The organism is Nocardioides sp. YJ-D4 (assembly GCF_054031495.1).
The window spans coordinates 1,053,567-1,078,489 of record NZ_CM132932.1; the positions used below are offsets into that span (position 1 = coordinate 1,053,567).

22 protein-coding genes are annotated in these 24,923 nt (G+C 69.2%); 12 read left to right on the forward strand and 10 right to left on the reverse strand.

Annotation, left to right across the window (positions count from 1 at the left end; all coding sequences use genetic code 11):
* Positions 1-87: 87 nt before the first annotated feature.
* Together ACW14X_RS05090 and ACW14X_RS05095 are read left to right on the forward strand one after the other, a co-directional pair.
* Entirely contained in the window at positions 88-243 is a 156-nt protein-coding gene (locus ACW14X_RS05090) for a hypothetical protein (protein WP_160024439.1), read from the forward strand.
* Positions 240-653, forward strand: coding sequence for a hypothetical protein (locus ACW14X_RS05095; protein ID WP_457164918.1), 414 nt, complete (start codon positions 240-242; stop codon positions 651-653). Before ACW14X_RS05090 ends, ACW14X_RS05095 begins: the two co-directional genes overlap by 4 nt.
* Before the next feature lie 205 nt (positions 654-858).
* Here ACW14X_RS05095 and ispG read toward each other — a convergent pair whose 3' ends face one another.
* The 5 genes from ispG to ACW14X_RS05120 all read right to left on the reverse strand — a co-directional run bounded on the left by ispG (position 859) and on the right by ACW14X_RS05120 (position 8,355).
* A complete protein-coding gene (gene ispG / locus ACW14X_RS05100) occupies positions 859-2,025 on the reverse strand; it encodes a flavodoxin-dependent (E)-4-hydroxy-3-methylbut-2-enyl-diphosphate synthase (RefSeq protein ID WP_350844145.1) in 1,167 nt (388 codons plus the stop codon).
* 22 nt (positions 2,026-2,047) lie between these two features.
* On the reverse strand, positions 2,048-3,406 hold the full coding sequence (locus ACW14X_RS05105; RefSeq protein WP_350844147.1) for a M50 family metallopeptidase: 1,359 nt from the start codon (positions 3,404-3,406) through the stop codon (positions 2,048-2,050).
* Positions 3,403-4,512 (reverse strand): 1-deoxy-D-xylulose-5-phosphate reductoisomerase, encoded by a 1,110-nt coding sequence (gene dxr, locus ACW14X_RS05110; protein WP_457164919.1) that lies wholly within the window; start codon positions 4,510-4,512, stop codon positions 3,403-3,405. The genes ACW14X_RS05105 and dxr overlap by 4 nt, the downstream gene beginning before the upstream one ends.
* Positions 4,513-4,732: 220 nt before the next feature.
* Positions 4,733-6,769, reverse strand: coding sequence for an acyltransferase family protein (locus ACW14X_RS05115; protein WP_457164920.1), 2,037 nt, complete (start codon positions 6,767-6,769; stop codon positions 4,733-4,735).
* Positions 6,770-6,912: 143 nt separating this feature from the next.
* Positions 6,913-8,355 carry a gamma-aminobutyraldehyde dehydrogenase gene (locus ACW14X_RS05120; protein WP_457164921.1) on the reverse strand — a complete coding sequence of 481 codons (1,443 nt, stop codon included), beginning with the start codon at positions 8,353-8,355 and terminating at the stop codon, positions 6,913-6,915.
* Positions 8,356-8,472: 117 nt separating this feature from the next.
* Between ACW14X_RS05120 and ACW14X_RS05125 the strand changes: the two genes are divergently transcribed.
* Positions 8,473-9,861: an aspartate aminotransferase family protein gene (locus ACW14X_RS05125; RefSeq protein WP_350844155.1), complete on the forward strand. Its 1,389-nt coding sequence runs from the start codon at positions 8,473-8,475 to the stop codon at positions 9,859-9,861.
* Positions 9,862-9,867: 6 nt separating this feature from the next.
* Here ACW14X_RS05125 and ACW14X_RS05130 read toward each other — a convergent pair whose 3' ends face one another.
* The gene (locus ACW14X_RS05130; protein WP_457164922.1) at positions 9,868-11,277 is read right to left on the reverse strand and encodes an amidase; all 1,410 of its coding nucleotides are present in this window, start codon (positions 11,275-11,277) and stop codon (positions 9,868-9,870) included.
* An 82-nt stretch (positions 11,278-11,359) separates the two neighbouring features.
* Here ACW14X_RS05130 and ACW14X_RS05135 point away from each other — a divergent pair, with 82 nt between their 5' ends.
* On the forward strand, positions 11,360-12,004 hold the full coding sequence (locus ACW14X_RS05135) for a TetR/AcrR family transcriptional regulator (protein ID WP_457164923.1): 645 nt from the start codon (positions 11,360-11,362) through the stop codon (positions 12,002-12,004).
* Here ACW14X_RS05135 and ACW14X_RS05140 read toward each other — a convergent pair.
* Positions 11,975-12,589 (reverse strand): hypothetical protein, encoded by a 615-nt coding sequence (locus ACW14X_RS05140; RefSeq protein ID WP_160024452.1) that lies wholly within the window; start codon positions 12,587-12,589, stop codon positions 11,975-11,977. The two genes, ACW14X_RS05135 and ACW14X_RS05140, sit on opposite strands and share 30 nt — an antisense overlap.
* 17 nt (positions 12,590-12,606) lie before the next feature.
* On the opposite strand from ACW14X_RS05140, the gene ACW14X_RS05145 reads away from it, so the two are divergent.
* Positions 12,607-12,786, forward strand: a complete 180-nt coding sequence (locus ACW14X_RS05145) for a hypothetical protein (protein WP_457164924.1) — start codon at positions 12,607-12,609, stop codon at positions 12,784-12,786.
* Positions 12,787-13,194: 408 nt separating this feature from the next.
* The gene (locus ACW14X_RS05150) at positions 13,195-14,466 is read left to right on the forward strand and encodes a DUF222 domain-containing protein (protein WP_457164925.1); all 1,272 of its coding nucleotides are present in this window, start codon (positions 13,195-13,197) and stop codon (positions 14,464-14,466) included.
* A gap of 626 nt (positions 14,467-15,092) precedes the next feature.
* On the opposite strand, the gene ACW14X_RS05155 is transcribed toward ACW14X_RS05150, so the two are convergent.
* A complete protein-coding gene (locus ACW14X_RS05155; protein WP_457164926.1) occupies positions 15,093-16,481 on the reverse strand; it encodes an NAD(P)/FAD-dependent oxidoreductase in 1,389 nt (462 codons plus the stop codon).
* A gap of 124 nt (positions 16,482-16,605) precedes the next feature.
* Between ACW14X_RS05155 and ACW14X_RS05160 the strand changes: the two genes are divergently transcribed.
* The 4 genes from ACW14X_RS05160 to ACW14X_RS05175 all read left to right on the forward strand — a co-directional run bounded on the left by ACW14X_RS05160 (position 16,606) and on the right by ACW14X_RS05175 (position 20,936).
* Complete coding sequence (locus ACW14X_RS05160; RefSeq protein WP_008363265.1) at positions 16,606-17,079, forward strand: Lrp/AsnC family transcriptional regulator; 474 nt, start codon at positions 16,606-16,608, stop codon at positions 17,077-17,079.
* Positions 17,080-17,158: 79 nt separating this feature from the next.
* Positions 17,159-18,535 carry an NAD(P)/FAD-dependent oxidoreductase gene (locus tag ACW14X_RS05165; RefSeq protein WP_457164927.1) on the forward strand — a complete coding sequence of 459 codons (1,377 nt, stop codon included), beginning with the start codon at positions 17,159-17,161 and terminating at the stop codon, positions 18,533-18,535.
* A 58-nt stretch (positions 18,536-18,593) separates the two neighbouring features.
* Positions 18,594-19,904 carry a hypothetical protein gene (locus ACW14X_RS05170; RefSeq protein WP_457164928.1) on the forward strand — a complete coding sequence of 437 codons (1,311 nt, stop codon included), beginning with the start codon at positions 18,594-18,596 and terminating at the stop codon, positions 19,902-19,904.
* 159 nt (positions 19,905-20,063) lie between these two features.
* The gene (locus ACW14X_RS05175; RefSeq protein ID WP_457164929.1) at positions 20,064-20,936 is read left to right on the forward strand and encodes a serine protein kinase RIO; all 873 of its coding nucleotides are present in this window, start codon (positions 20,064-20,066) and stop codon (positions 20,934-20,936) included.
* A 3-nt stretch (positions 20,937-20,939) separates the two neighbouring features.
* Here ACW14X_RS05175 and ACW14X_RS05180 read toward each other — a convergent pair whose 3' ends face one another.
* On the reverse strand, positions 20,940-21,533 hold the full coding sequence (locus ACW14X_RS05180; RefSeq protein WP_457164930.1) for a TetR/AcrR family transcriptional regulator: 594 nt from the start codon (positions 21,531-21,533) through the stop codon (positions 20,940-20,942).
* Positions 21,534-21,604: 71 nt separating this feature from the next.
* Between ACW14X_RS05180 and ACW14X_RS05185 the strand changes: the two genes are divergently transcribed.
* On the forward strand, positions 21,605-22,483 hold the full coding sequence (locus ACW14X_RS05185) for an oxidoreductase (protein WP_457164931.1): 879 nt from the start codon (positions 21,605-21,607) through the stop codon (positions 22,481-22,483).
* An 18-nt stretch (positions 22,484-22,501) separates the two neighbouring features.
* Positions 22,502-23,614 (forward strand): LOG family protein, encoded by a 1,113-nt coding sequence (locus tag ACW14X_RS05190; protein WP_457164932.1) that lies wholly within the window; start codon positions 22,502-22,504, stop codon positions 23,612-23,614.
* Here ACW14X_RS05190 and ACW14X_RS05195 read toward each other — a convergent pair.
* Positions 23,589-24,749 carry a glycosyltransferase family 4 protein gene (locus ACW14X_RS05195; RefSeq protein WP_350840709.1) on the reverse strand — a complete coding sequence of 387 codons (1,161 nt, stop codon included), beginning with the start codon at positions 24,747-24,749 and terminating at the stop codon, positions 23,589-23,591. The two genes, ACW14X_RS05190 and ACW14X_RS05195, sit on opposite strands and share 26 nt — an antisense overlap.
* Positions 24,750-24,923: the final 174 nt, after the last annotated feature.

The following is a 24,923-nucleotide window of genomic DNA, read 5'->3' on the forward strand; positions in this document are numbered from 1 at the left end:
ATGTGGCCTCCGCCACCGTGGAGTTGTCCCCATCAGGGACAGCGCCGGCCCCACCTACGGGCCCCACCGCTGAAGGAGATGATGACCATGAGGAACCACAAGTTCAGCATCGCCACCTTCGCCGTCACGCTTCTTGTCGTGTTCGGCTTCAACCAGCTGCTCAGCGCCGAGCCGCCCACGTGCCAGGCAGCCGCCGGCACCTCGTCCGTGTCCGTCGTTCTCACGGAAGGAGTGCTGTCATGATCAGCAACTTCATGCGCCCCGGCGAAACCGTCCGGGCCCGCGGCGGCACCCGCTCCGGAAAGCGCGGTGTCGTCGTCGCCACCGCCGCCGGCCGCACCAAGGTCCGCTTCAACGGCAGCGGCGGCACCCGCTGGGTGCGCACTGGCAACCTGACCTCCACCGGCAGCGGCTCGCTGTCCTGGATCCTGCCGGTCAAGGCCGCACTCGTCCTGTTCCTGGTCGTGCCGGGCATCCGGTTCGTCGTCGTCCACCTGTGGACTCACGGCGGACTGGACGGATTCGCCACGGCCCTCGGAAACCAGATGGGCCAGGCCGCACTCGCCTGGGGCCATCTGATCACCACGGACCCGCTCGGAGCGCTCCTCCACCTCGGGTTCCTCGGCGTGGTCTCCAGGCTGATGCACTGGTGACACCGCCGACATCGTTTCGCGACGTACGCGAGGGGGACGCCGCGAAGCAGAAGAAGAGGCCCGGTCCGACGGTTCGGACCGGGCCTTCTTGCGTCTGCGCCGCGGGATGCTGACCGAGGTAACTCGGTGGGTGCGCACTGCCTTCGTGGAGTTCCACGAAGGCAGCGACCGTTCACCGAGTTACCTCGGTGAACATCCAGCCACCTCAGCCGCTGACGGACACCTGCGCGCCGGCGCCCTCGACGGGCTCCATGCCCTCGGCGATCTTCAGCGCCTCCTCGATCAGGGTCTCGACGATGGCGGCCTCGGGGACGGTCTTGATGACCTCGCCCTTGACGAAGATCTGGCCCTTGCCGTTGCCGGAGGCGACGCCGAGGTCGGCCTCGCGGGCCTCACCGGGGCCGTTGACGACGCAGCCCATGACCGCGACCCGCAGCGGGACCTCGAGGCCGTCGAGACCCGCGGTGACCTGCTCGGCGAGCGTGTAGACGTCGACCTGCGCACGACCACAGCTCGGGCAGGAGACGATCTCGAGGCGGCGCGGCTTGAGGTTGAGCGACTCCAGGATCTGGATGCCGACCTTGACCTCCTCGACCGGCGGCGCGGAGAGCGAGACGCGGATGGTGTCGCCGATGCCCTGGCTGAGCAGATGACCGAAGGCGACCGAGGACTTGATCGTGCCCTGGAAGGCCGGACCGGCCTCGGTGACACCGAGGTGGAGCGGCCAGTCACCGGCCTCGGCGAGCAGCTCGTAGGCCCGCACCATCACGACCGGGTCGTTGTGCTTGACCGAGATCTTGAAGTCCTGGAAGCCGTGCTCCTCGAAGAGCGAGGCCTCCCAGATGGCCGACTCGACCAGCGCCTCGGGGGTGGCCTTGCCGTACTTCTCCAGCAATCGCTTGTCGAGCGAGCCCGCGTTGACGCCGATCCGGATCGAGGTGCCGTGGTCCTTGGCGGCCGCGGCGATCTCCTTGACCTGGTCGTCGAACTTGCGGATGTTGCCCGGGTTGACCCGGACCGCGGCGCAGCCGGCCTCGATGGCGGCGAAGACGTACTTCGGCTGGAAGTGGATGTCGGCGATGACCGGGATCTGCGACTTCTTCGCGATCGCGGGCAGCGCGTCGGCGTCGTCCTGGCTCGGGCAGGCCACCCGGACGATGTCGCAGCCCGACGCGGTGAGCTCGGCGATCTGCTGCAGCGTGGAGTTGACGTCGGAGGTGAGCGTGGTCGTCATCGACTGCACGGAGATGGGGCTCTCGCTGCCGACGCCCACCGACCCGACCTTGATCTGGCGGGTCTTGCGGCGAGGAGCGAGCACCGGGGCGGGTGCCTCCGGCATACCGATGTCTGTCGGCGTGGGGATCGACGTCATGTCTACCAATCTTACGGGCGGGTCAGGCTTGGAGATGAAGTGGGACGACGAGGTCGGCGACGATCAGGACAACACCCATCACCAGGAGTGCCGAGGCCACGACGTACGCCACCGGCAGCAGCTTCGCCGGGTCGGCATGTCCCGGTTCGGGCCGCCGGAAGACCTTGGCGAAGGCACGACGGATGCCCTCCCACAGCGCCGTCGCGATGTGACCGCCGTCGAGGGGCAGCAGCGGGACGAAGTTGAAGATGCCGATGAACAGGTTGAACCCACCGACCAGGAACGCGAAGCTGGCGACCTTCTCGCCGACGTCGAGGCCCTCGTGGGCCGCGATCTCACCGGCGATGCGGCCACCGCCGACGATGCTGACCGGGCTGTCGGCCGAGCGCTCCTCGACACCGACGATCGCGAGCGCGACGTGCCAGACCTTGACCGGCAGCCTCAGCAGCGAGTGGACGGCGTTCTCGGCCATCACACCCATCTCCTTGAGCGCGTAGACCGGCCCCTCCTTGGTCGTGACCACGTGCGACTCGGGCGACATCCCGAAGAAGCCGACCTTCGCGGTCTCCGGGTCGGCGCTGGTGTCGTCGAGGTCCTTGACCCGCTCCTGCACAACGGTCTGGGTGTGCAGCGTCATCTGTTCGCCGTCGCGCTCGATGACGATGGTGGCCTCGCGGTCCATGTTGTCGCGGATCAGCTCCTGGGCGACCGCCCACGAGGTCAGCTCGGTGCCGTTGAACGAGATCAGCTCGTCGCCGGGCTTCAGACCTGCGTCGGCGGCCGGGGTCGGCTTGTCGCTGGCGCGGCACTCGCGGCCCTGGTCCTCCCAGCTCAGCAGGCACTCCTGCAGGCTCGAGACCACCGGATGACCCTTGTCGACGACGTTCTCGCGGACCCCGTAGATCCCGAAGACGCCCCAGAGCACGAAGAACGCGATCGCGATGTTCACCGTGGGCCCGCCGGCCATCACGATGACCTTCTTCCACCACGACATCTTGTAGAACAGCCGCGGCTCGTCCTCGGGACGGATCAGCTCCCACTCGGCCGAGCGCGCGTCGCTGATCAGCTGGGTGAACATGCCGGTGTTGGACTTGCGCACCTTGAGCGCGCCGTCCTCGGTGCGCTCCCCCAGCTGGTCGGCACCGGGCGGCAGCATCCCGACGATCTTGACGTACCCACCGAGCGGGATCGCCTTGAGGCCGTACTCCGTCTCGCCGACCTGCTTGGACCACACCGTCGGCCCGAAGCCGATGAAGTACTGGGTCACCTTCCCGCCGAACGCCTTCGCCGGGATCATGTGGCCGAGCTCGTGGAGCCCGATCGAGACCAGGATCGCGAGAATGAAGCCGATCACGGCCAGCGTGTAGAGCAAGTAGCTCATGGACGGGTCTCCAGGATCCGAGTGGTCTCCTCGCGCGCCCAGGCGTCGGCGGCGAGCACGTCCTCGATGGTGAGGGTGCTTTCAGAGCGTACGCCGTGATGCCTCGCCATCACCTCCGCAATCGTGTCCACGATGCCGGTGAACGGGATCCGGCCCTCGTGGAAGGCATCCACGCAGACCTCGTTGGCGGCGTTGTAGACCGCGGGGTGGGTGCCGCCGCGGGTGCCGGCCTCGCGGGCGAGGCGTACGGCAGGAAAGGCGGAGCCGTCGAGCGGCTCGAAGCGCCAGTCGGCGGCCTTGGTCCAGTCGATCGGCGTCTCGGCGTCCGGCACCCGATCGGGCCATGCCATCCCCATCGAGATCGGCACCAACATCGTCGGCAGCCCGAGCTGGGCGACCACCGCGCCGTCGGTGAACTCGACCATCGAGTGGATGTACTGCTGCGGGTGGACGACGACCTCGATCCGGTCGAAGGGCACGTCGAAGAGCAGATGGGCCTCGATGACCTCCAGACCCTTGTTGACCAGGGTGGCGGAGTTGGTCGTGATCACCCGCCCCATCGCGAAGTTGGGGTGCTTGAGCGCCTGCGCCGGGGTGACCTGGGCGAGCTCGTCGCGGGAACGGCCGCGGAACGGGCCGCCGGACGCGGTCAGCACCAGCTTGCGCACCTCCTCGGCGCGGCCGGCGCGCAGCGACTGGGCGATCGCGGAGTGCTCGGAGTCGACCGGGACGATCTGCCCCTCCCCAGCGACCCGCTTGACCAGCGGACCGCCGATGATCAGCGACTCCTTGTTGGCCAGGGCGAGCGTGTTGCCCGCCTCCAGCGCGGCCAGCGTCGGGCGCAGGCCGACGGCGCCGGTGATCCCGTTGAGCACCACGTCGGCGGGCAGGGCGGCGGCCTCGACCGAGGCATCCTCCCCCAGCCCGGAGACCTTGGGCGCGAACTCGGCCACCTGCGCCTCGAACAGCTCCTTGTTGGCCCCGCCCGCGGTCAACGCCACGACCCGGAACCGGTCCGGGTTGTCCCGCACCAGGTCGAGGGCCTGGGTGCCGATGGACCCGGTCGAGCCGAGGATCACCACGTCGCGTGGTCGCTGCTCATTCACCCACCCATCTTCCCAGCAGAGGCTGAGAAGGCGCCAAGCGGCGGCCGCTGCGGACCGGAAAAACGCCGGTGAAATAGCAGCAGCCCCGGACTCCCCCACGGGTCCAGGGCTGTGCATGAAACGTTTTGCAACGTCTGGTCACAATTAAGCCACAAAGATGCACGTAAAGGCAAATCCCAAAACGGGCGTCCCAGTTAAATCCCCGTCAGACCAGGGCCAGCTAGATCAGCGGCGCCAGGATGACGCCGAGCCGCGGCGTGACGTGGCGGACCCAGGACTCGGTCAGGTGCGAGTCGTCGTAGTAGGTGACCTTCTCCCCCACCACCAGCGGGCAACGGTCATCAGCGCACACGAATCGCTGGGTGTCGACGTACGCGGCCTTGGTGCCCTTCAGGGCCGCCTCGGTGAGCTCGTTGCTGCTGGTCTCCCGCGAGTCCGGGTCGCTGAGGCAGGAGCTCTGGTCGGCCTCGGGGGCGCTGATGCAGTCGGCGGGGTTCTGGTCGACCTTGGGCACGTCGCCGAGGACGACCACCTTGCGGGAGATCTCCCGATAGGCCTTCACGGTGCTGCGCACCGCGCGCGACCACTGCTCGTCACGGTCCATCCCGTCGTACGTCTTCGGCATGAAGAGCTGACCGCGAGCCGTCGAGACGATCGTGTCGGGGTCGAGGCGCTCGAGGCGGTCCGCGGACCAGTCGCGGAAGTCGTCGCACTCGGCCTGGGTCATCTTCTTGCCGCGGTGCTGGACCGGATAGGGGGCGCAGCCGACCTTCACGACCGGCACGACCCGGAAGCCGTTCTCCTTGCCGAGGTCGTCGAAGGCGGACAGCCACATGCCGGCGTGGGAGTCGCCGACGACGGCGACGGTCTTCTTCGCGTCGGTGTCGCCGAGGGTGCAGTCGGCGCCGCGGGTGTCTCCGTAGTTGGCGTAGCAGTCGCCGTACGACTTCTGCCACCGGTCCTCGGTGATCTCCTCGCCGAGCACGGCCGGCGGGATCGGGCCACCGCGGTCGGCGATGTCGAGGGCGGCGCGGAGCTCGCGCTGCACCTGCGGCGGGCCGCCGGTCTCGGCAGCGGTGTCGGGGACCTCGTTGGCCGCGAACCACGCCTGCGCCTCGTCGGCCCGCTCCTTCTCGGCGTACGCGGCATAGCCGGTCGTCAGCCAGCCGCTGCCGACCGCCAGCACGAGCGCCGCCGGCCACAGGGCCAACGAGCGCAGCCCGTGGGACAACATGGGCACCTGCTTGCGCTGGAACGGGAGCTCGATGAAGCGGTGGCTCAGGGCGGAGAGGAGCAGCGCCGCAGCGACCGCGACCGTCATCTCGAGCGCGGCATTGCCGAGGTGGAGGAATTCCGGCGCGAGAACGATCAGCGGCCAGTGCCACAGGTAGAGGGAGTAGGAGATGTCGCCGACATACCGCAGCGGGCGGATCGCGAGCAGCTTCGCGGTCGGGGCGTTGGCGCCGGAGGCGAGCAGCGCGACCGTGCCGAGGGTGGGCACCAGCGCCTGCCAGCCGGGGAACGGGGTGGCCTCGCTGAACACGACGGTGGCGACCAGGATCGCCGCGGCTCCGCCGAGGCCGGCGGCGATGCTCGCGGCGCCCTTGAGCCGGCCGCCCCAGCAGGCCAGCAGCGCGCCGGCGGCGAGCTCGTAGGCGCGCGCCGGGGTGGAGAAGTAGGCGGCGGTCGGGTTCTCGCCGGTGGCGTAGATCGACCAGGCCAGGCTCGCGACCGCGATCACCGCGGCGACGACGGTGAAGCCCTTGCGTCCGAGCCGCGGGATGAGCAGGAGCGCCAGCACCGGCCAGACGAGGTAGAACTGCTCCTCCACCGAGAGCGACCAGTAGTGCTGGAAGGGCGAGGGCTCGCTGGGCTGGAAGTACTGCACCCCCTCGGCCGCGAAGTGCACGTTGGCCAGGAAGAACGCCGCCCAGGTGCCGTCAGTGGCCGCGTCGGTGAGCCTCGTGGTGGGCAGCTGCCAGGCGGCGTACGCCAGGACGACCAGGATCACGAGAGTGGCTGCCGGCAGGATCCGGCGGGCGCGGCGCGCGTAGAACTGCGGGATGCTGACCGTTCCCGATGTGTCAGCCTCGCGCAGCAACAGGGTGGTGATCAGGAAGCCGGAGAGGACGAAGAAGACGTCGACGCCGACGAACCCGCCCTCGGTGTGCGGGATGCCCGCGTGGGCAGCGACGACCAGGCCTACGGCAACGGCCCGGAGACCTTGGACATCTGTCCGCCACTGCTTGGCTGACATGTGGGGTGCACCTCGTGTGGGGGTTCGGCTGCTTCCATTGCTGGGTCCGAGTCGCGGAGGTACGCGAAACGGCGCTCGATGCTTTCACGGACGCCACCGGCCCGCACATCGAGGGTCGCACGCCCACACGTTTGTCTAGCGGATTACTCGCCGATGAAGGACATGACGTGCTTGATCCGGGTGTAGTCCTCGAACCCGTAGACGGAGAGGTCCTTGCCGTAGCCGGAGTGCTTGAAGCCGCCGTGGGGCATCTCGGAGATGTAGGGGATGTGGGTGTTGATCCACACCACGCCGAAGTCGAGGCGCTTGCTGACCCGCAGGGCGGTGGCGTGGTCCGTGGTCCACACGCTCGACCCGAGGCCGTAGTCGACGTCGTTGGCATATCTGAGCGCCTCGGCCTCGTCGGCGAACCGCTGCACGGTGATCACCGGACCGAAGATCTCCTGCTGGATCTGCTCGTCGTCCTGACGGAGCCCGGCCAGGACCGTGGGCTGGTAGAAGTAGCCGTTCTCACCGCCCTCGACCCGTGCCGGCGCGCCACCGGCCGCGATCGTGGCGTGGTCCGGGAGGCGGTCGACCATGCCCGCGACCCGGGCGAGCTGGCCGGGGTTGTTGAGCGCGCCGACGTCGGTGTTGTCGCCGGGGAGCCCGACGGTCGTGTTGCGGGCCGCCTCGGCGAGTGCCGCGACGAACTCGTCGTGGATGCCTTCCTGCACCAGCACCCGGGTCGCGGCCGTGCAGTCCTGGCCGGCGTTGAAGTAGCCCGCCGCGGCGATGCCGGCGACCGCCTTGTCGATGTCGGCGTCGTCGAAGACGATGACCGGCGCCTTGCCGCCGAGCTCGAGGTGGACCCGCTTGACGTCCTGCGCCGCGGTCGCGGCGACCTCCATGCCGGCACGCACCGAGCCGGTGATGGCGACCATCTGGGGCGTCTTGTGCCGGATCAGCGCGCGGCCGGTGTCGCGGTCGCCGGTGACGAGGTTGAGCACGCCCGGCGGCAGGAACTCCTGGGCGATCTCGGCCAGCAGCGCCGAGCTGGCCGGGGTGGTGTCGGAGGGCTTGAGGACGACCGTGTTGCCGGCGGCGAGGGCCGGGGCGATCTTCCACGACATCATCGCGAGCGGGTAGTTCCACGGCGTGACCTGCCCGATCACACCGATCGGCTCGCGACGGATCCAGGAGGTGTGGTCCTGGAGGTACTCGCCGGCACTCTTCCCCTCCAGGGTCCGCGCGGCGCCCGCGAAGAAGCGGAAGTGGTCGATCGTCGGCGGCAGCTCCTCCTCCAGGGTCAGCTGGAACGGCTTGCCGGTGTCCTTGACCTCCACGGAGGTCAGCTCCTCGGCCCGGACCTCCATCGCGTCGGCGATCCGGAGCAGAGCCAGGCTGCGCTCCTGGGGTGTGGTCTCGCCCCAGGTCTCGAAGGCCGATGCGGCCGCGGCGTACGCCTGGTCGACGTCGGTCTCCCCCGACATCGCCGCCTGCGCGTAGACCTCGCCGGTGGCGGGGTCGACGACGTCGTACGTCGCGGCGTCGGCGGCTTCGCGCAGCTCGCCGCCGATCACGTTCCTGAAGGTCTGGTCAGCCATGCGGTAGAGACTAACTCCTTCTCGTAACAGGGATGTCACAACTGAATCCGAAGGGGAATTCCTGCTTTGCTACTGATTCGCTTGCGAAAGCGAGAGGCGGTGGGTGACCATTGGGTCATGACCGGCAACCACGAGCAGCTGCAGCGCGACGCCAAGGACCATCTCTGGATGCACTTCACGCGGCATTCGAGCTACGCAGAGGCCGACGTGCCGATCATCGCCAGGGGTGAGGGCGCCTACATCTACGACATCGAGGGCAACCGCTACCTCGACGGTCTCGCGGGGCTCTTCGTCTCCCAGGTCGGCCACGGCCGCGCGGAGCTCGCCGACGCGGGCGCGGAGCAGGCCAAGCAGCTGGCCTTCCACCCGCTGTGGTCCTACGCGCACCAGCCGGCGATCGAGCTGGCCGCACGGCTGGCCTCACTCGCCCCCGGCGACCTGAACCGGGTCTTCTTCACCAACTCCGGCTCCGAGGCCGTCGAGACCGCGTGGAAGCTGGCCAAGAACTACTTCAAGCTGCGCGGGAAGCCCGGCAAGCACAAGGTGATCGGGCGCAACATCGCCTACCACGGCACCACGCACGGGGCGCTGTCGATCACCGGTCTGGCCGACATCAAGGCGCCGTTCGAGCCGCTGGTCCCCTCGACCTTCCGGGTGCCGAACACCAACATCTACCGGGCCTCGGAGATCACCGGTGGGCTGATGGACGGGAGCGACCCGGAGGCGTTCGGACGCTGGTGCGCCGACCAGATCGAGGTCGTGATCCGTGCCGAGGGCCCCGACACCGTGGCCGCGGTCTTCCTGGAGCCGGTGCAGAACTCGGGCGGCTGCTTCCCGCCTCCCCCGGGCTACTTCCAGCGGGTGCGGGAGATCTGCGACGAGTACGACGTGCTGCTCGTCTCCGACGAGGTCATCTGCGCCTACGGGCGGCTGGGCACGATGTTCGGCTGCGAGCGGTTCGGCTACGTGCCCGACATGATCACCTCCGCCAAGGGGCTGACCTCGGGATACGCGCCGCTGGGCGCGACGATCATCTCCGACCGGCTGATGGCGCCCTTCCTCGAGGGCGAGGAGACCTTCTACCACGGCTACACCTTCGGCGGTCACCCCGTCTCCACCGCGGTGGCGATGGCCAACCTCGACCTCTTCGAGGCCGAGGACCTGCTCGGCAACGTACGCCGCAACGAGGCCGCATTCCGCTCCACCCTGGAGAAGCTGAAGGACCTGCCGGTCGTAGGCGACGTACGCGGCACCGGCTACTTCTACGGCATCGAGCTGGTCAAGGACCGCGCGACCAAGGAGACCTTCACCGAGGAGGAGTGCGAGCGGATCCTCTACGGGTACGTCTCCAAGGCGCTGTGGTCCGAGGGCCTCTACTGCCGCGCCGACGACCGCGGCGAGCCGGTCATCCAGCTCTCCCCGCCCCTCACCGTGGGCCAGGCCGAGTTCGACGAGATGGAGCAGATCCTGCGCCGGGTGCTGGAGAAGGCCTCGACGATGCTCTGACCGTGCTCACTGCTGGATGCGTGGCCACGGCGACTGCTCCTCGAGGGCGTAGGCGAGCTCGAGGAGCGTCCGCTCGTCGCCGTACGCCGCGGAGAGCTGGACGCCGATCGGCAGCGCCTCCTCGCTGAGCCCCATCGGCAGCGAGATCGCCGGCGCACCGGTGATGTTCTGCAGCGGCGTGAACGCGACGTGACGACGGAGCCGGTCGACGAGGTCCTCGAACGGCACGTTCGGGGACAGATGACCCAGCGGCGGGGTGACGCCGGCGACGACCGGGCACAGGACCACGTCGTGATGGTCGAAGACCTTGGCGTAGGCCGCCGCCGCACCCCGCAGGCGGAGCAGCGCGGCCGGCGTACGGCGCCAGCCGCCGGAGGCGAAGGCGCGACGCAGGCCGTCGGTGAGGCCGTCGAGGCGGCCTTGGTCGAGCGTCCGGTCGATGGTCAGGCGGCCGAGGTTGCCGGCGAGGAAGGCGAGCAGACCCCAGTAGCTGAGGAAGTCGTCGCCGAAGCGCGCGTCGACGGGGATCGGGACCGGCTCGACGCTGTGGCCCTGCTCCTCCAGCAGGGTCGCGGTGCGCTCCACGGCCGCCTTCGTCGGCGTGTCCACGACGGCATCGGTCACCGACTCGATGATCATCGCGACCCGGAGGCGCCGCCGCGCGGGGCCCTCGACGAGCCCGAGGGGCGGCAGCGCCGGGTTGCGCCAGTGCCGCTCGAGCGCGGCGTGGAAGGTCGCGGTGTCGCGTACCGTCCTGGTCACCACCCCTTCGCTGACCATGTTGATCGGGAGGGTGCGGGCCGTCTCGCCGTCGATGTGCCTTCCCCTGCTCGGCTTGAGCCCGACGAGTCCGGCGGCCGCGGCCGGGATCCGGATCGACCCGCCGCCGTCGTTGGCGTGCGCGATCGGCACGGCTCCGGCGGCGACCAGCGCTGCCGCCCCGCCGGAGGATGCCCCGACGGAGTGGCGCGTGTTCCAGGGGTTGGGCGTCGGCGGCCCGCTTCGGAACTCGGTGGTGGCGTTCAGCCCGAACTCGGGCATCCGGCTCTTGCCCAGCACGGTCATCCCAGCGCTGAGGAACTGCGTCGCGTATCGCCCGTCGTGTGTGGCCGGCCGCGCCCGGAACGCCTCCGACCCGTGGTTGGTCGGCATCCCGAGCAGGTCGGTGTTGTCCTTGAGCAGGGTCGGCACGCCATGGAGCAGGCCGGTGTCGGCGTCCGCACGACGCGGCGCGTCATAGGCCTCGTACGCCATCGCGTGCAGCCCCGGGGCCACATGTCGCAGCCGGGTGACGGCCGCCGCCTCGACCTCGGCCGCGCTCAGCTCTCCCGCCCGGATGAGGCGGGCGAGCTCGACGGCGTCGTGGTTTCCGAGGGCGTCATCGGTGAAGGCGTGGACGCGGGCCGGTGCGGTCATGTCGGACAGCGTGCTGGATCGGCTCGCAAATGTCTAGAAGATCTTCCAGACTTCTTGTCGGCTCGCGTGAAACACTCTGCGCATGAAGCGACGGCACGGTGACAGCGCCAGGCAGCGACGCGACGCCCTCGTCCGCGCCACGATCGAGGTGGCCGCCGAGAAGGGCATCGCCGGGGTCACCCATCGGGCCGTGACCGAGCGCGCCGGGCTACCGCTGGCCACCGTCGGCTACTTCTTCGACTCGATCACGGACCTGGCGGCCGAAGCGATGCGCGCGGGCGTCGCCGAGGACGTCGCCCGGCTGCGTACGCTCGCCGACGAGCTCGCCGCGACGGAGTCCGGCACCGACGCGATGGCCGAGGCGTTCGCCGCGGCGCTGATGTCCCCGCCGACCGACTCGCTCGCCTTCCTCGAAGGGTTGCTCCACGCCGCCCGCGAACCGCAGTTCCGCCCGGTGGTGGCCGAGGCGCTCGCCGCCGGTCGTGCCGTCGCGGACCGCGCGGCGACCGTGGCGGGCGCGACCCGGACCGACCCCGGCTCCGTGCTCGCCCTCGTGCACGGGTACCTGCTGCACGCCCTCGCGGCACCCGACCTGGTCGACCCCGACGCGCTGCTTCGCGGGCTCCGTGCGCTCGTCATCGGCACCCTGGTCGAGAGCGGCGAGGTCTCCGTCGCCCTCCGCCTCGCGGGCCGTGGTTCAGCCGACGACGCGTACCTCACTACCTAGGACCGCGCCGTCCTGCAGGGTCAGGTGGTCGCCGGACCAGAATCGACCCGGGTCGTAGTAGTTGGTCGGGCGCTCGTCGTCGAGCAGGCCCATCTCCTGGTAGGTCGCGGCGACGACCTCGGCACAGAAGACCTGCTCGAGGCCTGCCTTCGAGCGCACTCTCCCCCGCGCCCAGCGTCCGGCCAGCGCGGCGGTCGAGGGGAACGGGGTGCCGTCCAGCCGGGCGATCGTCCGGAGCAGCGCGTCCTCGCGCTGACGGTCGATGTCGGCGGTCAGCTGGCGCAGCCAGACCTGCTGCTCATAGCGCCCCGCCCACTGCTCGACCGCGGCACGCAGATCATGGAGCTGTACGCCACGGTGGTGGGTGCCGGTATAGAGATCGAGCAGCCCCTTGCCGAGCTCGGCGTGCCACATCAGCGGCGGCAGGTCGTCGAGCACCACCGCCATCCCGACATGGTTGACCGGGGCGTTGCTGAGCATCCGGATCGCCCGGTCGGCGACCGAACGCCCGCGGAAGAGCCACAGATCACCGGTCCGGGTCTGGTCCACGGCGTCGGCAAGGGAGATAGTGGTGTCATCAGACATCGTGAGCAGGGGGTCCTATGAGTTTCGGCAGTGCACGCGTGTGGAAGATCGTCGGTCTCGCCGGACTGGCCGGTGTCACCGCGACAGGCGTCATCATTGCGCGCAACCACCGCCAGCGTACGCAGCGCACGCCGGAGGAGATCCACGGGAAGCTCCGCGAGCGGGTTGCGGCGGCGTACGAGCATCCGGCGGCTTAGGGTTTTGCTTCTTCTGGTTGGGCTCTGTCGCTGACTGTTTCTTGTGGTTGGCGTGGGCCGCCGACCCGTTCTTTGAGGGTCTTCTCGATCTGGACCGGCGTCAAGGACGCCCTTCGGGCGCCGGCTTCGCCGGCCGCCTTCGGCGGTCCTGGACTCCGGACCAGATCGAGAAAAAACTTGGCTGGCTATCGGGGCGGCGGCCCGGGTGTGGCGCAGCGGAATCTTGCTTGGGACGGGTGAGGTTGATGGGACGCCAGGGTGGCCCTTCGGGCCACTTACCATCCACAGATACGAGGTCGTTCGCTCACCGCGAAAATGGTGCTTGACCTGGGGAAATAGGTGGCTCCAGGGCGTGTGAAGGCGTAGAATTGGACACATCACAGCACGCCTCCGAGGAGAGGAACGGCGATGAGTCTCGGCCGCTCGATCGACCACTGGGGCACCAACCCTGGTGATGCGATCGACGCTGCCCTGGCCGCCATCGAGACCGCCCTCCAAGACCTGTTGACGACCGACCCCGCCTACTGGCGCACGGACCAGAAGAAAGACCTCCTCGAGCGGCTGGAGAAGCTCCAAGCCCAGCAGGCCGCGTTGAAACTGCGGGTGCTCGCGACGTCTGGTGACATTGCTGAGGAGACGGGTGCGAAAGACGCCTCGGGGTGGATGCGGACCGAACTGCTGGTCGACAAGGGCGTGGCTCGTTCCCAGGTGAAGCTCGCGGCGGCAGTCGCGAAGTACGACCTCGTGGCCGCGGGCCTGGCCGAGGGTGTGGTGTCCCAGGACAAGGCCCGGGTGATCACAGGCGCCCTCGATGCCATCGAGGCCGATCCCGCCGCCAGCGGTGAGGACCTGATCCTGGCCGAGAAGCTGCTGGTCGAGCATGCGACCCGGTTGACGGCGAACGAGTTGAAGATCGTCGGCCGCCGGATCCTCGCTGAGATCGACCCGGAGCGGTTCGAGGCCGCCGAAGCGAAGGCGTTGCAGCGAGAGGAAGAGCACGCCCAACGGCGTGCCTTCTTCTCCTCCCGTGACAACGGGGACGGCACCATCGACATCCACGCGAGGGTCTCGCGTGCGATCGGGGTGCGGCTCCGCACGTTGTTGGACTCGTTGGCCCAGCCGAGGAAGCTCTCCGCCCAGGACAAAGGCCGCAAAGCCCCCTACGACCGGCTGCTCGGCCAAGCCTTTGCTCGCGTGGTCGAGACCTACGACGTCGACCAACTCCCCCGGCACGGTGGGCACGGGACCACGGTGTTCATCACCATGAGCCTCGAGGACCTCCGCAACGACCTCGGCACCGCAGCCCTGGGCTTCGACGGAGCGAAGATCACCGCCGCGGAGGCCCGCCGGATGGCCTGCAACGCCGACCTCGTCCCGGTGGTGTTGGGTACCGACTCCGAGATCCTCGACTTCGGCCGCACCGCGAGGTTGGCGTATCCGGTCCAACACCGAGCGCTCCGGCTACGGGACAAGTGTTGCCAGGCCGAAGATTGCGACGCGCCCGCGGCGTGGACCGAGGCCCATCACCTGAAACCGTGGTCTGAAGGCGGCCTCACGAATCTGGCGAACATGGTCTTGTTGTGTGCGAGTGATCATCGCCGGATCCACGATCCCGACTATGCCTATGAGCGGCTCCCGGATGGGCGGATCCGGTTCACTCGGCGCACCCGAACAGGCTGATCCCCGGGCTGGCCTGCGCCGCCGTGCCCGTACTCGTCCGATCCCACGACGGGCGATCGCTGAACTGCGTCCTCACCCACCGTCCTGTCGTGCCACTCCTGCCGGGTGGCCAACCTGCCGATGCTCCGCGCCGGGCAGGGCTGATCCGGACGGCGTGCAGTTGGCGGCGCTGCGAGTCCGCGGCGCATCAATCGCCACCTGATGACCCTGCTCGCCCGCCGAGGCGACCCGCCTGAAACAGGCATGGCCAGTAGCCAGTTGAGGCAGCAGCGTCCACCCTGCCCGGTCGTCGCCACCCATGCTCCTAGCCACCTTGTGAAGCGTTCACAAGGTGTCATCGTCTTGTAAAAGCACGAGGAAACCCTCCACCACCAGGAGTCACCGGCCCGAGATCCCAAGCCCGGACCCAACCCATGGAATCCGCGCCACACCCCGCCGCCGACCCGATAGCCAGCCAAAATTCTCGACGGAGCCCGGTGTCAAGGATCGCCGCAGGCGACCGGCGAAGCCGGCGGCCGCAGGCCGTCCTTGACTCCGGGATCTGGCGAGAACACCATCCATAACGGGTCGGCGGCCCCAACTCTAAGAAGAACGACCAGCCCGCAGCGCCCGCCAAGAAGCCAGCCTCAAGAGTCGAACCCGAGCCCCAGCCGATCCATCGTCCGCAGGAACAGGTCGCGACGACCCCCGTTGGCATCAGCCTTCCCGAGCGAGCGGACCATCATCGAGATGCCCGCATACCGCGCCGGCTCGGGAGGGAACGGCAGCGGCTTGGAGCGCACCATCTCGAGCGACGTACGTTCCGTCTGCTCGCCGCTGAGGAGGTCGAGCATGACCTGGGCGCCGAAGCGGGTGGCTCCGACGCCCAGACCGGTGTAGCCGAGGGCGTAGGCGACGCGGCCGGCGAACGCCTTGCCGAAGAATGCCGAGAAGCGGGTGCAGGTGTCGATGATGCCGGCCCAGCGGTGGGTGAAGCGGAGGCCTTCGAGCTGCGGGAAGGTCTCGAAGAAGTGGCCCGCGAGCTTGTCGTGGGTGGCGCCGGTCTCCAGCTCCGGTGAGATCTTCGAGCCGAAGTGGTAGATCGCGTCGTAGCCGCCCCACAGGATCCGGTTGTCCCTGGTCAGGCGGTAGTAGTGGAAGTGGTTGGCGGAGTCGCTGACGCCTTGCCGGTTCGCCCAGCCGATGGCGTCCATCTGCGCGGCGGAGAGCGGCTCGGTCATGAGTACGTAGTCGTAGACCGGCACGGTCATCATCCGCAGCCGCCGCAGCAGCGGCGGGAAGGCGTTGGTGGCCAGTGCCACCCGCCCGGCCCGGACCGACCCCGCGATCGTCGAGACTCGCATCCCCGAACCGTCACGCTCGAGACCGGTGACCGCGGACCCCTCGTGGATCACCACACCGGCGTCCAGACAAGCCTGCCGCAGACCCCACGCCAGCCGCGCCGGCTCGATCGTGGCCGTGTCACCGACCACCTCCAAGCCACCGAGGTAGGTCGGCGAGCGGAGCTCGTCCCGTACGCCGATCTCATCCAGCAGCCGGTGCTTGATGCCGTGCTCGGTCAGCGCGGTCGACCACTCGGCGAGGTCGTCGACCTCGTGCGGACGGGTGGCGACGTTCAGCGCACCGGTGAGCTGCCAGTCGCAGTCGATGCTGTGGTCCTGGATGGTCGCCGCCATCTCGTCGAGATTCTGCTGGCCGAGCCGGTCCAGGGTCGCGAGCTCGTCGGGCCAGCGCTCCAGACCGTTCCAGAAGCCATGTGTCAACGACGCCTCGGCGAAGCCGCCGTTGCGGCCCGATGCCTGGTCCCCGCACTGGCCGGCCTCCAGCAGCACCACCGACCACGACGGAAACCGCTCGCGGGCCAGCAGTGCCGTCCACAGCCCCGAATATCCGCCTCCGACGACGACCAGATCGGCCGACTCCACCCCGAGCAGAGGCGGCAGCGGTGCTGGCTTCGCAGGGTCGTCCAGCCAGTAGACGGCGGGCTTCGCATCGGTCAGCGAGACATGATTCACGACGCCCACTATGACAACTTCAGAGGCCTTCAGCCACACACAATGTACGGAATCATGGAAATTGTTCGTTACACACGACGGATTTCGTTGCATCTGGCCACAGCAAACAGGTTGACTGGGCGCCATGACCACTCGCAAGCGCAACGGGGGCGCTCACCTCGACGAGGTCAACAAGCTGATCATCGAGCAGCTCCAGCAGGACGGGCGGCGTAGCTATGCCGCGATCGGCAAGGAGGTCGGCCTGAGCGAGGCCGCGGTGCGGCAGCGCGTGCAGCGCCTCGTCGACAGCGGCGTCATGCAGGTCGTCGCCGTCACCGACCCGCTCGAGCTCGGCTTCGCGCGACAGGCCATGATCGGCGTACGCACCTCCGGACCGATCGAGGGGATCGCCGACGAGCTCGGCAAGCTCGACGAGGTCGACTACATCGTCATCACCGCCGGCTCCTACGACCTGCTCGTGGAGGTCGTCGCCGAGAGCGACGAGGCCCTTCTCAACCTCGTCTCCAGCAAGATCCGCGCCATCGAGGGCGTGGTGAGCACCGAGACGTTCATGTACCTCCACCTGCACAAGCAGACGTACGCCTGGGGCGTCCGGTGAGCGAGCTCCAGCGAGCGACCCGTGAGTCTTTCACCGGGCCACATCCGTATTCTGGCGCTTGCGCTACGGAGGTGGCCCGGTGACCTACTCCGACATCAGCCTGTGGCACGAGACCGCAGGCGACTCCTGGGAGCCTCGCCCGGCGTTGATGGGCGACCTCGAGGTGGATGTCGCGATCGTCGGGGCCGGCTACACCGGCCTGTGGACGGCCTACTACCTGGCCGAGGCCCGGCCCGACCTGGAGATCGCGATCCTCGAGGCCGAGGTCGCCGGCTTCGGGGCCTCGGGCCGCAACGGCGGCTGGTGCTCGGCCCTCTTCCCCGCCTCGCTCGACAAGGTGGCGGCGGGCTCGAACCGGGAGGCCGCTCTCGCCCAGGACCGGGCGATGCGGGCGACCGTAGACGAGGTCATCCGGGTCGCCGGGGCGGAGGGCATCGAAGCAGATATCGCCAAGGGTGGCACCGTCGTCGTGGCCCGTACCGCCGCCCAGCTCGAGCGCGCCCGCGACGAGGTCGAGCACGCCCGCTCCTGGGGGCTCGGTGACGCCGAGATCTCGCTACTGGACCAGGCCGCCGCCGAGAAGCGCCTCGCCGCGACCGGCACCCTCGGTGCCACCTACACCCCCGACTGCGCCGCGCTCCACCCCGCCAAGCTGGTCCGCGGCCTGGCCCGCGCCGTCGAGGCCCGCGGCGTCACGATCTACGAGCAGACCCGGGTCACCGCGATCGAGCCGCACCTCGTGCGGACGGAGCGCGATGCGGTCACCGCCGACGTCGTCGTACGCGCCACCGAGGGCTACACCCCGACGCTGGCCGGCCTCGAGCGCGAGGTCATCCCGGTGCGCTCCCTCATCATCGCCACCGAGCCGCTCTCCGACCTGGTCTGGTCGAGCATCGGCCTGGAGGAGCGCGAGACCTTCTCCGACGGTCGGCACCTGCTGATCTACGGGCAGCGCACCGCGGACGACCGGCTCGTGTTCGGCGGGCGGGGCGCTCCGTACTCCTTCGGGTCGAAGATCACCCACGCGGACTCCTCCGACCTCCGCACCCACCGTCGCCTGCAGGAGACCCTGGTCGAGCTGTTCCCGGCCGTACGCGGCCACAAGATCAACCACAGGTGGGGCGGGGTCCTCGGCATCCCGCGCGACTGGCACGCCTCGGTCGGCTACGACCCCGCCAGCGGCCTCGCGCACGCCGGCGGCTACGTCGGCGACGGCGTCGCGACCACCAACCTCGCCGGCCGTACGCTGCGCGACCTGGTCCTCGGCACCGAGTCCGATCTCACCGCCCTCCCCTGGGTCGGTCACGTCTCACCACGCTGGGAGCCGGAGCCGCTGCGCTGGCTCGGCGTCAACGCCGGCCTGCGCGCGATGACCATGGCCGACGCGGAGGAGACGGCCACCGGCAAGGGATCGCTGGTAGCCCGGGCCGTCGCTCCGCTGGTCGGAGGTCACTGACCCTCCGGACCGGAACGGCTACGCTGCCGCTGTCGCATCCAGGATCTCGGGGGAAGTCATGGCAGTGTCGTCGGGCGCCAAGAAGACGCTCATCTCGGTGGCGGTCCTCGTCGCCGTCTGCGGTCTGATCGTCGGGATCGCCCACTGGCGAGCCCACGACCTGGTCGCCGGCGACGTGGCCTGGCACGTCGAGATCAGTGACGGCGGCAACGAGGCCGTCGTGGTCCGCGACCGGATCTATACCTACGAGGACGACGTGCTCACGATCCGCGACCTGTCCAGCGGGCGGGAGATCGCCGAGGACTACCAGGACGGGGCCTGGGCCCGGGTCGGCGACAGCGGCGACGTGGCGGTGGTCAGCATCGATGGCCTCGCGATGTACAACCGGAGCGGCGACCAGGTGTGGCACCAAGCTCTCGACGACCTGCACATGCCGATCGCCATCAGCACCGACGGCGAGCTCGATGCTGTTCGGTGCGACGAGGACGAGGGATGCACCCTGGTGCACTTCGACGCCGCGGGAACGATCACGTCCAGCACCTCGCGAGAATCGCCCGATCTCGGCATCCCGGCCGTCGTCGGCGTCACGACCCTCGACGACAGTCGGCTCGTCCAGCGAGTCCCAACGGTTCCGGTCGACATCGATCCCGAGACACGTTCGGCCTTCCAGGTGCGGAACGGCAAGCGCTGGGGAGCACCGGTCGCCGTCATGGACGATCACGTCGCGGCCCAGGTCGGTGACCTCCTGGTCGGGATGTCCCGCAAGGACGGGACCTGCATCTTCACCGCCGTCAGGGCCGGGGCCACAGCGTGGACGAGTTCCACGCCCTGCCCGGATCTCGGCTTTCCCACCGTCGACGTCTTCGCCGACCGGATCTACGTGACAAACCACTCCGAGGGTGCCTACGACATCGTCACCGCCGATCTCGAGGGTCGGCGCGCATCCGCATTTCAGGTCGAGGTCGATCCGGCCTCCGAGGCCGACGACCGGCAGCTGCTGAGGCCTACCCCGGACGCCGTCGTGCTCATCCAGAGCAACCGGCTCGTGGCATATTCGCCGACCGGAAAGCGACTGTGGAGCCAGGACCTGAACAGCAGGTCGCGGCGCGCAGCCGTCGAATCGAAGCGGCTCTACCCCGACGTAGCTGTCAGTGGGCCGGTCATCGATCACTCCGACAACGGTCCGGCCGGACTGGCCGGCCTCGCCATCGGCCGAAAGCTGCCCGCCTACACGCACACCTTCGTCGACTCCGGATCCGGCGACGAGACGGCACGGCTGGCGGCTCCGTACGGGTCCATTCCCTACGGGCTCGACGACGGCCGGGTCCTGATGCTCGGCAACGACGACATGTGGCTCGTCTCGCCCTAGCCCGATAAACCTGTTGCGTACGCCGGTCGCGGTCCTCCACCATGGAGCGCGACCGGCGTCCTCGTCCACGAGGCGCCCCTGATCGAGAGGAGCAGACCATGACTGTCGTTGTCCTGTGCCTGCCCACAGACCACATCTCTCGTATCAGGAGCACCCGAAGTGACTCAGGAGAACATCTCCGCTGATCCTCTCCAGGGGATCGACTCGAATTTCGTCTTCGACTTCCAGGCGTACGACGACCTGGACGACGGACAACGCTGGTCCACCTGGCTCTCCGTGGAGCCGCTCTCGCGTGGACCGGAGCCGCGCCCGGACTGGGTGGTGACCTCTCAGGGCGCCATCGACACCGAGCTCGGCATCCTCAAGACCGGCAAGGAGGCCGACGCCTTCCTGGTCGTACGGGCCGACCCGCTCTTCCCCGAGCAGGAGGCGCTGATGGTCGCCAAACGCTACCGCGACACCGACCATCGCACCTTCCACCGGGCAGCGAGCTACACCGAGGGCCGTTCGGTCAAGCGCTCCCGCGACGAGCGCGCGCTGAAGAAGAACTCGACCTTCGGCCGCGAGGTCGCCAAGGCCGAATGGGCCAACGCCGAGTGGAACGCGCTCGTACGCTGCTGGAACCTCGGCCTCCCGGTCCCCTATCCGGTGCAGATCGACGGGACCGAGATCCTGATGGAGTGGATCGCGGTCGACGACGGCAACGGCGAGCTCGAGACGGCGCCGCGGCTCGCCCAGACCCGGCCGGAGCACCACGTCCTGGAGATGTGGTGGGACGGGCTCGTCGACGCGCTGGCCACGATGGTGCAGGCCGGTCTGGTCCACGGTGACCTCTCGCCGTACAACATCCTGGCCCAGCAGGACCGGCTCGTGATCATCGATCTCCCCCAGATCATCGACCTGGTCGGCAACCCGCTCGGCTTCGACTTCCTGCTCCGCGACATCACCAACGTCGCGAAGTGGTTTCAGGCCCGAGGCCTGGAGGTCGACGAGCAGGAGGTCTACGCCGACCTGATGGCCCACGCCTTCTGAGAGCTACCGGGCCAGGCCGCGCATCAGGGTGGCGACGACGTCCTCCAGCATCCCCTGCGACTGCTCGGGCGTCACGAAACCGGAGCCGACGAAGGTGGCGAGGCCCTGGATCGCGGCCAGGACGGTGATCCCGATGACCTCGGGGTCACCGTCGACGACCTCACCACGGGCCTGACCCTCGGTGAGCAGGGCGGTGGGGTGGGCGAAGGCGGCGGCGACGGCCTCGGCGATCTCGGCGCCGGAGGTCTCGCTGTGCTTGCGCGCGAACATCACCGAGAGCAGTGCCGGGTTGTCGGTGGCGAAGTCGAGGTAGGCCGAGGCGAAGGCCACCAGGTCGTCGGTGAGCGAGCCGCGGGTGGCCAACGCGGCGTCCATGACCTCGCCCAGCCGCCGGAACCCGGCGACCGCGAGTGCGTCGAAGAGCGCGTTCTTGTCGCGGAAGTGAGCGCTCGGCGCAGCATGGCTCACGCCCAGGTCGCGGGCGATGCCGCGCAGCGAGAGCGCGTCGGTGCCCGACTCGCGCAGCACCTCCTCCGCACGGCGGAGCACCGCGGCACGCAGGTCGCCGTGGTGGTAGCGGGTCATCGTCTCGGTCATCAGGCACACCCTATCGAGATTTCACCGATTTAGACATTGTCAAGATTCTTGGCACCGCCTAGATTGGTTCCATGACCGAACAGAAGTGGACTTCCGAACGGCTGCCGTCCTTCGAGGGCCGCACCGTCATCGTCACCGGCGCGACCAGCGGCCTCGGCCGCGTCGTCGCCACCCAGCTGGGCGCGAAGGGCGCCCGCGTCGTCCTGGCCGTACGCAACGTCGCCGCCGGCGAGGAAGTGGCCGCCACGATCGACGGCAGCGCCGAAGTGCGCGCACTCGACCTCGCCGACCTCAGCTCGGTGCGGCACTTCGCCGACGAGTGGGAGGGTGAGATCGACGTACTCATCAACAACGCCGGGATCATGATGGTGCCCAAGCGCCTCACGACCGACGGCTACGAGAGCCAGTTCGCCACCAACCACCTGGGACACTTCGCGCTCACCAACCTGCTGCTCCCCCACATCACCGACCGCGTCGTGACGGTCGCCTCCACGGCCCACCGCTGGGGCGGCTTCGACCTCGACGACCTCAACTGGGAGCGGCGCGACTACCAGACCGAGCGGGCGTACGGACAGTCGAAGATCTCCAACCTGCTCTTCACCCTCGAGCTCCAGCGGCGCCTGGAGGGCACCGGGCTCCGGGCGTACGCCGCCCACCCGGGCTACGCGGCGACCAACCTGCAGAGCCACACCGGCAACCCGGTCAAGCACGCCCTCATGGCGATCGGCAACCGGGTCGTCGCGCAGTCCGCGGAGGCGGGCGCACTTCCGACCCTGTACGCAGCCAGCCAGGACCTTCCGTCGGGAAGCTACGTCGGCCCGGACGGCTTCGGCGAGTACCGCGGCAGCCCGACCCTCGTCGGCCGCACCGCGGTCGCCTCCGACCCCGAGCTCGCCCGCAAGCTGTGGACCGAGTCCGAGCGCCTGACCGGAGTCTCCTGGCCACTGTGAGTCGGTAGGTTTCTCGGTATGAAGCATCACCGGGGACGGCATGTCGACATCGAGTCGGTGGACGAGCTCGACGGGCACTTGGCGGCTGGAGCCGGCAGTCTGAAGGGGTGGCGGCTGCGGTCGCTGGACCTGAGCTCGCGTTCGGAGACCCTGCGCGAGACCGAGCTGGCCGGAGCCACGTTCCTCGGGTGCACCTTCGCACCCGGGGACGGCGACTACGCCGAGGACGAGGGCGCGCTGGTGATGCCGGTGATCCCCGAGGCACCCGTCGACGTCTACCGATCCCGGCTCTACACCCCCGAGGAGCTCTACGACGACCCGGTCTATGCGCGGAGCCTGGATGCAAGGGCGTACGCCTGGCTGCAGCAGCCGCTCGACGCCGACGACGAGCTCGCGATCACCCTCCACGATCACGCGATCGACGCCGCGCTCGAGGCATGGGTGCGGGCGCGACGCGACGAGGGCACGCGGATCATCGGGATGATGGGCGGGCACGCGCTGCGGCGGGGCGAGGAGGGCTACGCGACCGCGGCCCGCCTCGCCCAGCACCTGGCGAGCCGTCATGTGGTCGCCACCGGCGGCGGCCCGGGAGCGATGGAGGCCGCCAACCTGGGCGCCTTCCTCGCCGGAGCGCCGAAGACCATGCTCGACGATGCGCTCGCGGCGCTGGCCGCAGTGCCGTCGTTCCGGCCCTCGATCCGGTCATGGGCACAGGTCGCTCTGGACGTACGGAACCAGGTCGAGGGCAAGCCCGGAAGGTCGCTGGGGATCCCGACCTGGCACTACGGGCACGAGCCGCCCAACGTGTTCGCCGGGGCGATCGCGAAGTACTTCCGCAACGCCACCCGCGAGGCGGTGCTGCTGGAGGTCTGCGACGGCGGAATCGTCTTCCTGCCCGGTGCCGGCGGCACCGTGCAGGAGGTCTTCCAGGACGCCTGCGAGAACTACTACGCCGACGCGAGCGCGGTCGCGCCGATGGTGCTGGTCGGGCGCAGCTACTGGACCGAGGAGCTGCCGGTCTGGCCGCTCCTGCAGGCCCTCGCCCGTGGCCGCGCGATGGAGGGCCACATCCACCTCGTCGACACCGACGAGGAGGTCCTCGACGTCATCGCGGCCGGCGCGCCCGGATGACGTCGCGGTAGTGGTCGACCAGGGCTGCGTTCACCGCGCCCCAGGACTTGTGCGCGACGCTCTTGCGGGCCTCGCGCCCCATCCGCAGCCGCAGCTGCGGGTCGTTGTGCAGCAGCGCGACGTGGGAGCCGAGGTCGTCGCGGCTGCCGGGCTCGTAGAAGAACCCGGTGACGCCGTCGGCGACCAGGTCCAGCGGCCCGCCCGAGCGTGGCGCCACGACCGGGACCCCGGACGCGAGCGCCTCCTGGACCGCCTGGCAGAACGTCTCGTGGGAGCCGGTGTGCGCGAACACGTCGAGGGAGGCGTACGCAGCCCCGAGCTCCTCGCCCTGCAGCACGCCCAAGAAGGTCGCGTTCGGGAGCAGGTGGCGCAGCTCGCGCTCCTGCGGGCCGCCACCGACGAGCACGACCTTGTACGCCGGGTTGTGCGCCAGCGGAGCCAGCAGGTGCAGCTCCTTCTCCTGGGCGAGGCGGCCGACGTACCCGACGATGGTCTCCCCGTTGGGCGCGAGCCGGGCGCGCAGGTCGTGGTCGATGCGACTCGGGTGGAACAGCTCGACGTCGACACCTCGCGGCCACAGCCCGGTGCGCTGTACGCCGAGACCCTCGAGCTGGGTGAGGGCCGACGAGCTCGGTGCCAGGGTGCGGTCGGCGGCCGAGTGCGCCTGACGGGTGAGCATCGCCGCGGCCTGCGGGCCGCCGACTGCCTTGTACTTGTCCCAGAAGCCGACCAGGTCGGTCTGGTAGATCGCCACGCTCGGGATGCCGAGCTCCTTGGCCACCAGCACCGCCTGCCGCCCGAGCAGCGCCGGTGAGGCGACGTGGATGACGTCGGGGCTGAACCGGCGCATCACCGCGCGCAGCTTGCGCCGCGTCTCCAGGCCGACGCGGAAGTCCTTGTAGACCCAGAACGTCGCGCCCCGGGTGCGGGTCACCGGGAACCCGGCGTACTCGGTGGGCCCGGTGGGAGCCACGACCTCGACGGTGTGGCCGTCGATCGCAAGATGCTCCAGCACGCGGCGCACGGAGTTCGTCACGCCGTTGACCTGGGGCAGGAACGACTCCGTGACGATGAGGACACGGAGCGGCTCTGAGTTGGCGGCGACCAGCGGGACCCGATCGAGGCTGATGCTCATGTTCCTGATCGTGAGCGCCGTCCGGCAACGTGACCCCCGACTTGGTTGACGGGTCGGTGAACCTCCCGTGGCCAGAACTACGTGCCGGACGACAGGTAGTCCGGGCGGTGTCATCAGCGAAAACGCCGTGTGACTCTCAGAGATCCAGGGCTTGCCGCCCGCTCGCTCCGTTTG

What these genes read in the sequence shown, in the direction of transcription:
- ACW14X_RS05090 (WP_160024439.1), top strand. Translation starts at nt 88, where the DNA reads ATGAGGAACCACAAGTTCAGCATCGCCACCTTCGCCGTCACGCTTCTT.
- ACW14X_RS05095 (WP_457164918.1), top strand. Translation starts at nt 240, where the DNA reads ATGATCAGCAACTTCATGCGCCCCGGCGAAACCGTCCGGGCCCGCGGC.
- ispG (WP_350844145.1), bottom strand. Translation starts at nt 2,025, where the DNA reads ATGACGTCGATCCCCACGCCGACAGACATCGGTATGCCGGAGGCACCC.
- ACW14X_RS05105 (WP_350844147.1), bottom strand. Translation starts at nt 3,406, where the DNA reads ATGAGCTACTTGCTCTACACGCTGGCCGTGATCGGCTTCATTCTCGCG.
- ACW14X_RS05115 (WP_457164920.1), bottom strand. Translation starts at nt 6,769, where the DNA reads ATGTCAGCCAAGCAGTGGCGGACAGATGTCCAAGGTCTCCGGGCCGTT.
- ACW14X_RS05120 (WP_457164921.1), bottom strand. Translation starts at nt 8,355, where the DNA reads ATGGCTGACCAGACCTTCAGGAACGTGATCGGCGGCGAGCTGCGCGAA.
- ACW14X_RS05125 (WP_350844155.1), top strand. Translation starts at nt 8,473, where the DNA reads ATGACCGGCAACCACGAGCAGCTGCAGCGCGACGCCAAGGACCATCTC.
- ACW14X_RS05130 (WP_457164922.1), bottom strand. Translation starts at nt 11,277, where the DNA reads ATGACCGCACCGGCCCGCGTCCACGCCTTCACCGATGACGCCCTCGGA.
- ACW14X_RS05135 (WP_457164923.1), top strand. Translation starts at nt 11,360, where the DNA reads ATGAAGCGACGGCACGGTGACAGCGCCAGGCAGCGACGCGACGCCCTC.
- ACW14X_RS05140 (WP_160024452.1), bottom strand. Translation starts at nt 12,589, where the DNA reads ATGTCTGATGACACCACTATCTCCCTTGCCGACGCCGTGGACCAGACC.
- ACW14X_RS05145 (WP_457164924.1), top strand. Translation starts at nt 12,607, where the DNA reads ATGAGTTTCGGCAGTGCACGCGTGTGGAAGATCGTCGGTCTCGCCGGA.
- ACW14X_RS05150 (WP_457164925.1), top strand. Translation starts at nt 13,195, where the DNA reads ATGAGTCTCGGCCGCTCGATCGACCACTGGGGCACCAACCCTGGTGAT.
- ACW14X_RS05160 (WP_008363265.1), top strand. Translation starts at nt 16,606, where the DNA reads ATGACCACTCGCAAGCGCAACGGGGGCGCTCACCTCGACGAGGTCAAC.
- ACW14X_RS05170 (WP_457164928.1), top strand. Translation starts at nt 18,594, where the DNA reads ATGGCAGTGTCGTCGGGCGCCAAGAAGACGCTCATCTCGGTGGCGGTC.
- ACW14X_RS05180 (WP_457164930.1), bottom strand. Translation starts at nt 21,533, where the DNA reads ATGACCGAGACGATGACCCGCTACCACCACGGCGACCTGCGTGCCGCG.
- ACW14X_RS05185 (WP_457164931.1), top strand. Translation starts at nt 21,605, where the DNA reads ATGACCGAACAGAAGTGGACTTCCGAACGGCTGCCGTCCTTCGAGGGC.
- ACW14X_RS05190 (WP_457164932.1), top strand. Translation starts at nt 22,502, where the DNA reads ATGAAGCATCACCGGGGACGGCATGTCGACATCGAGTCGGTGGACGAG.
- ACW14X_RS05195 (WP_350840709.1), bottom strand. Translation starts at nt 24,749, where the DNA reads ATGAGCATCAGCCTCGATCGGGTCCCGCTGGTCGCCGCCAACTCAGAG.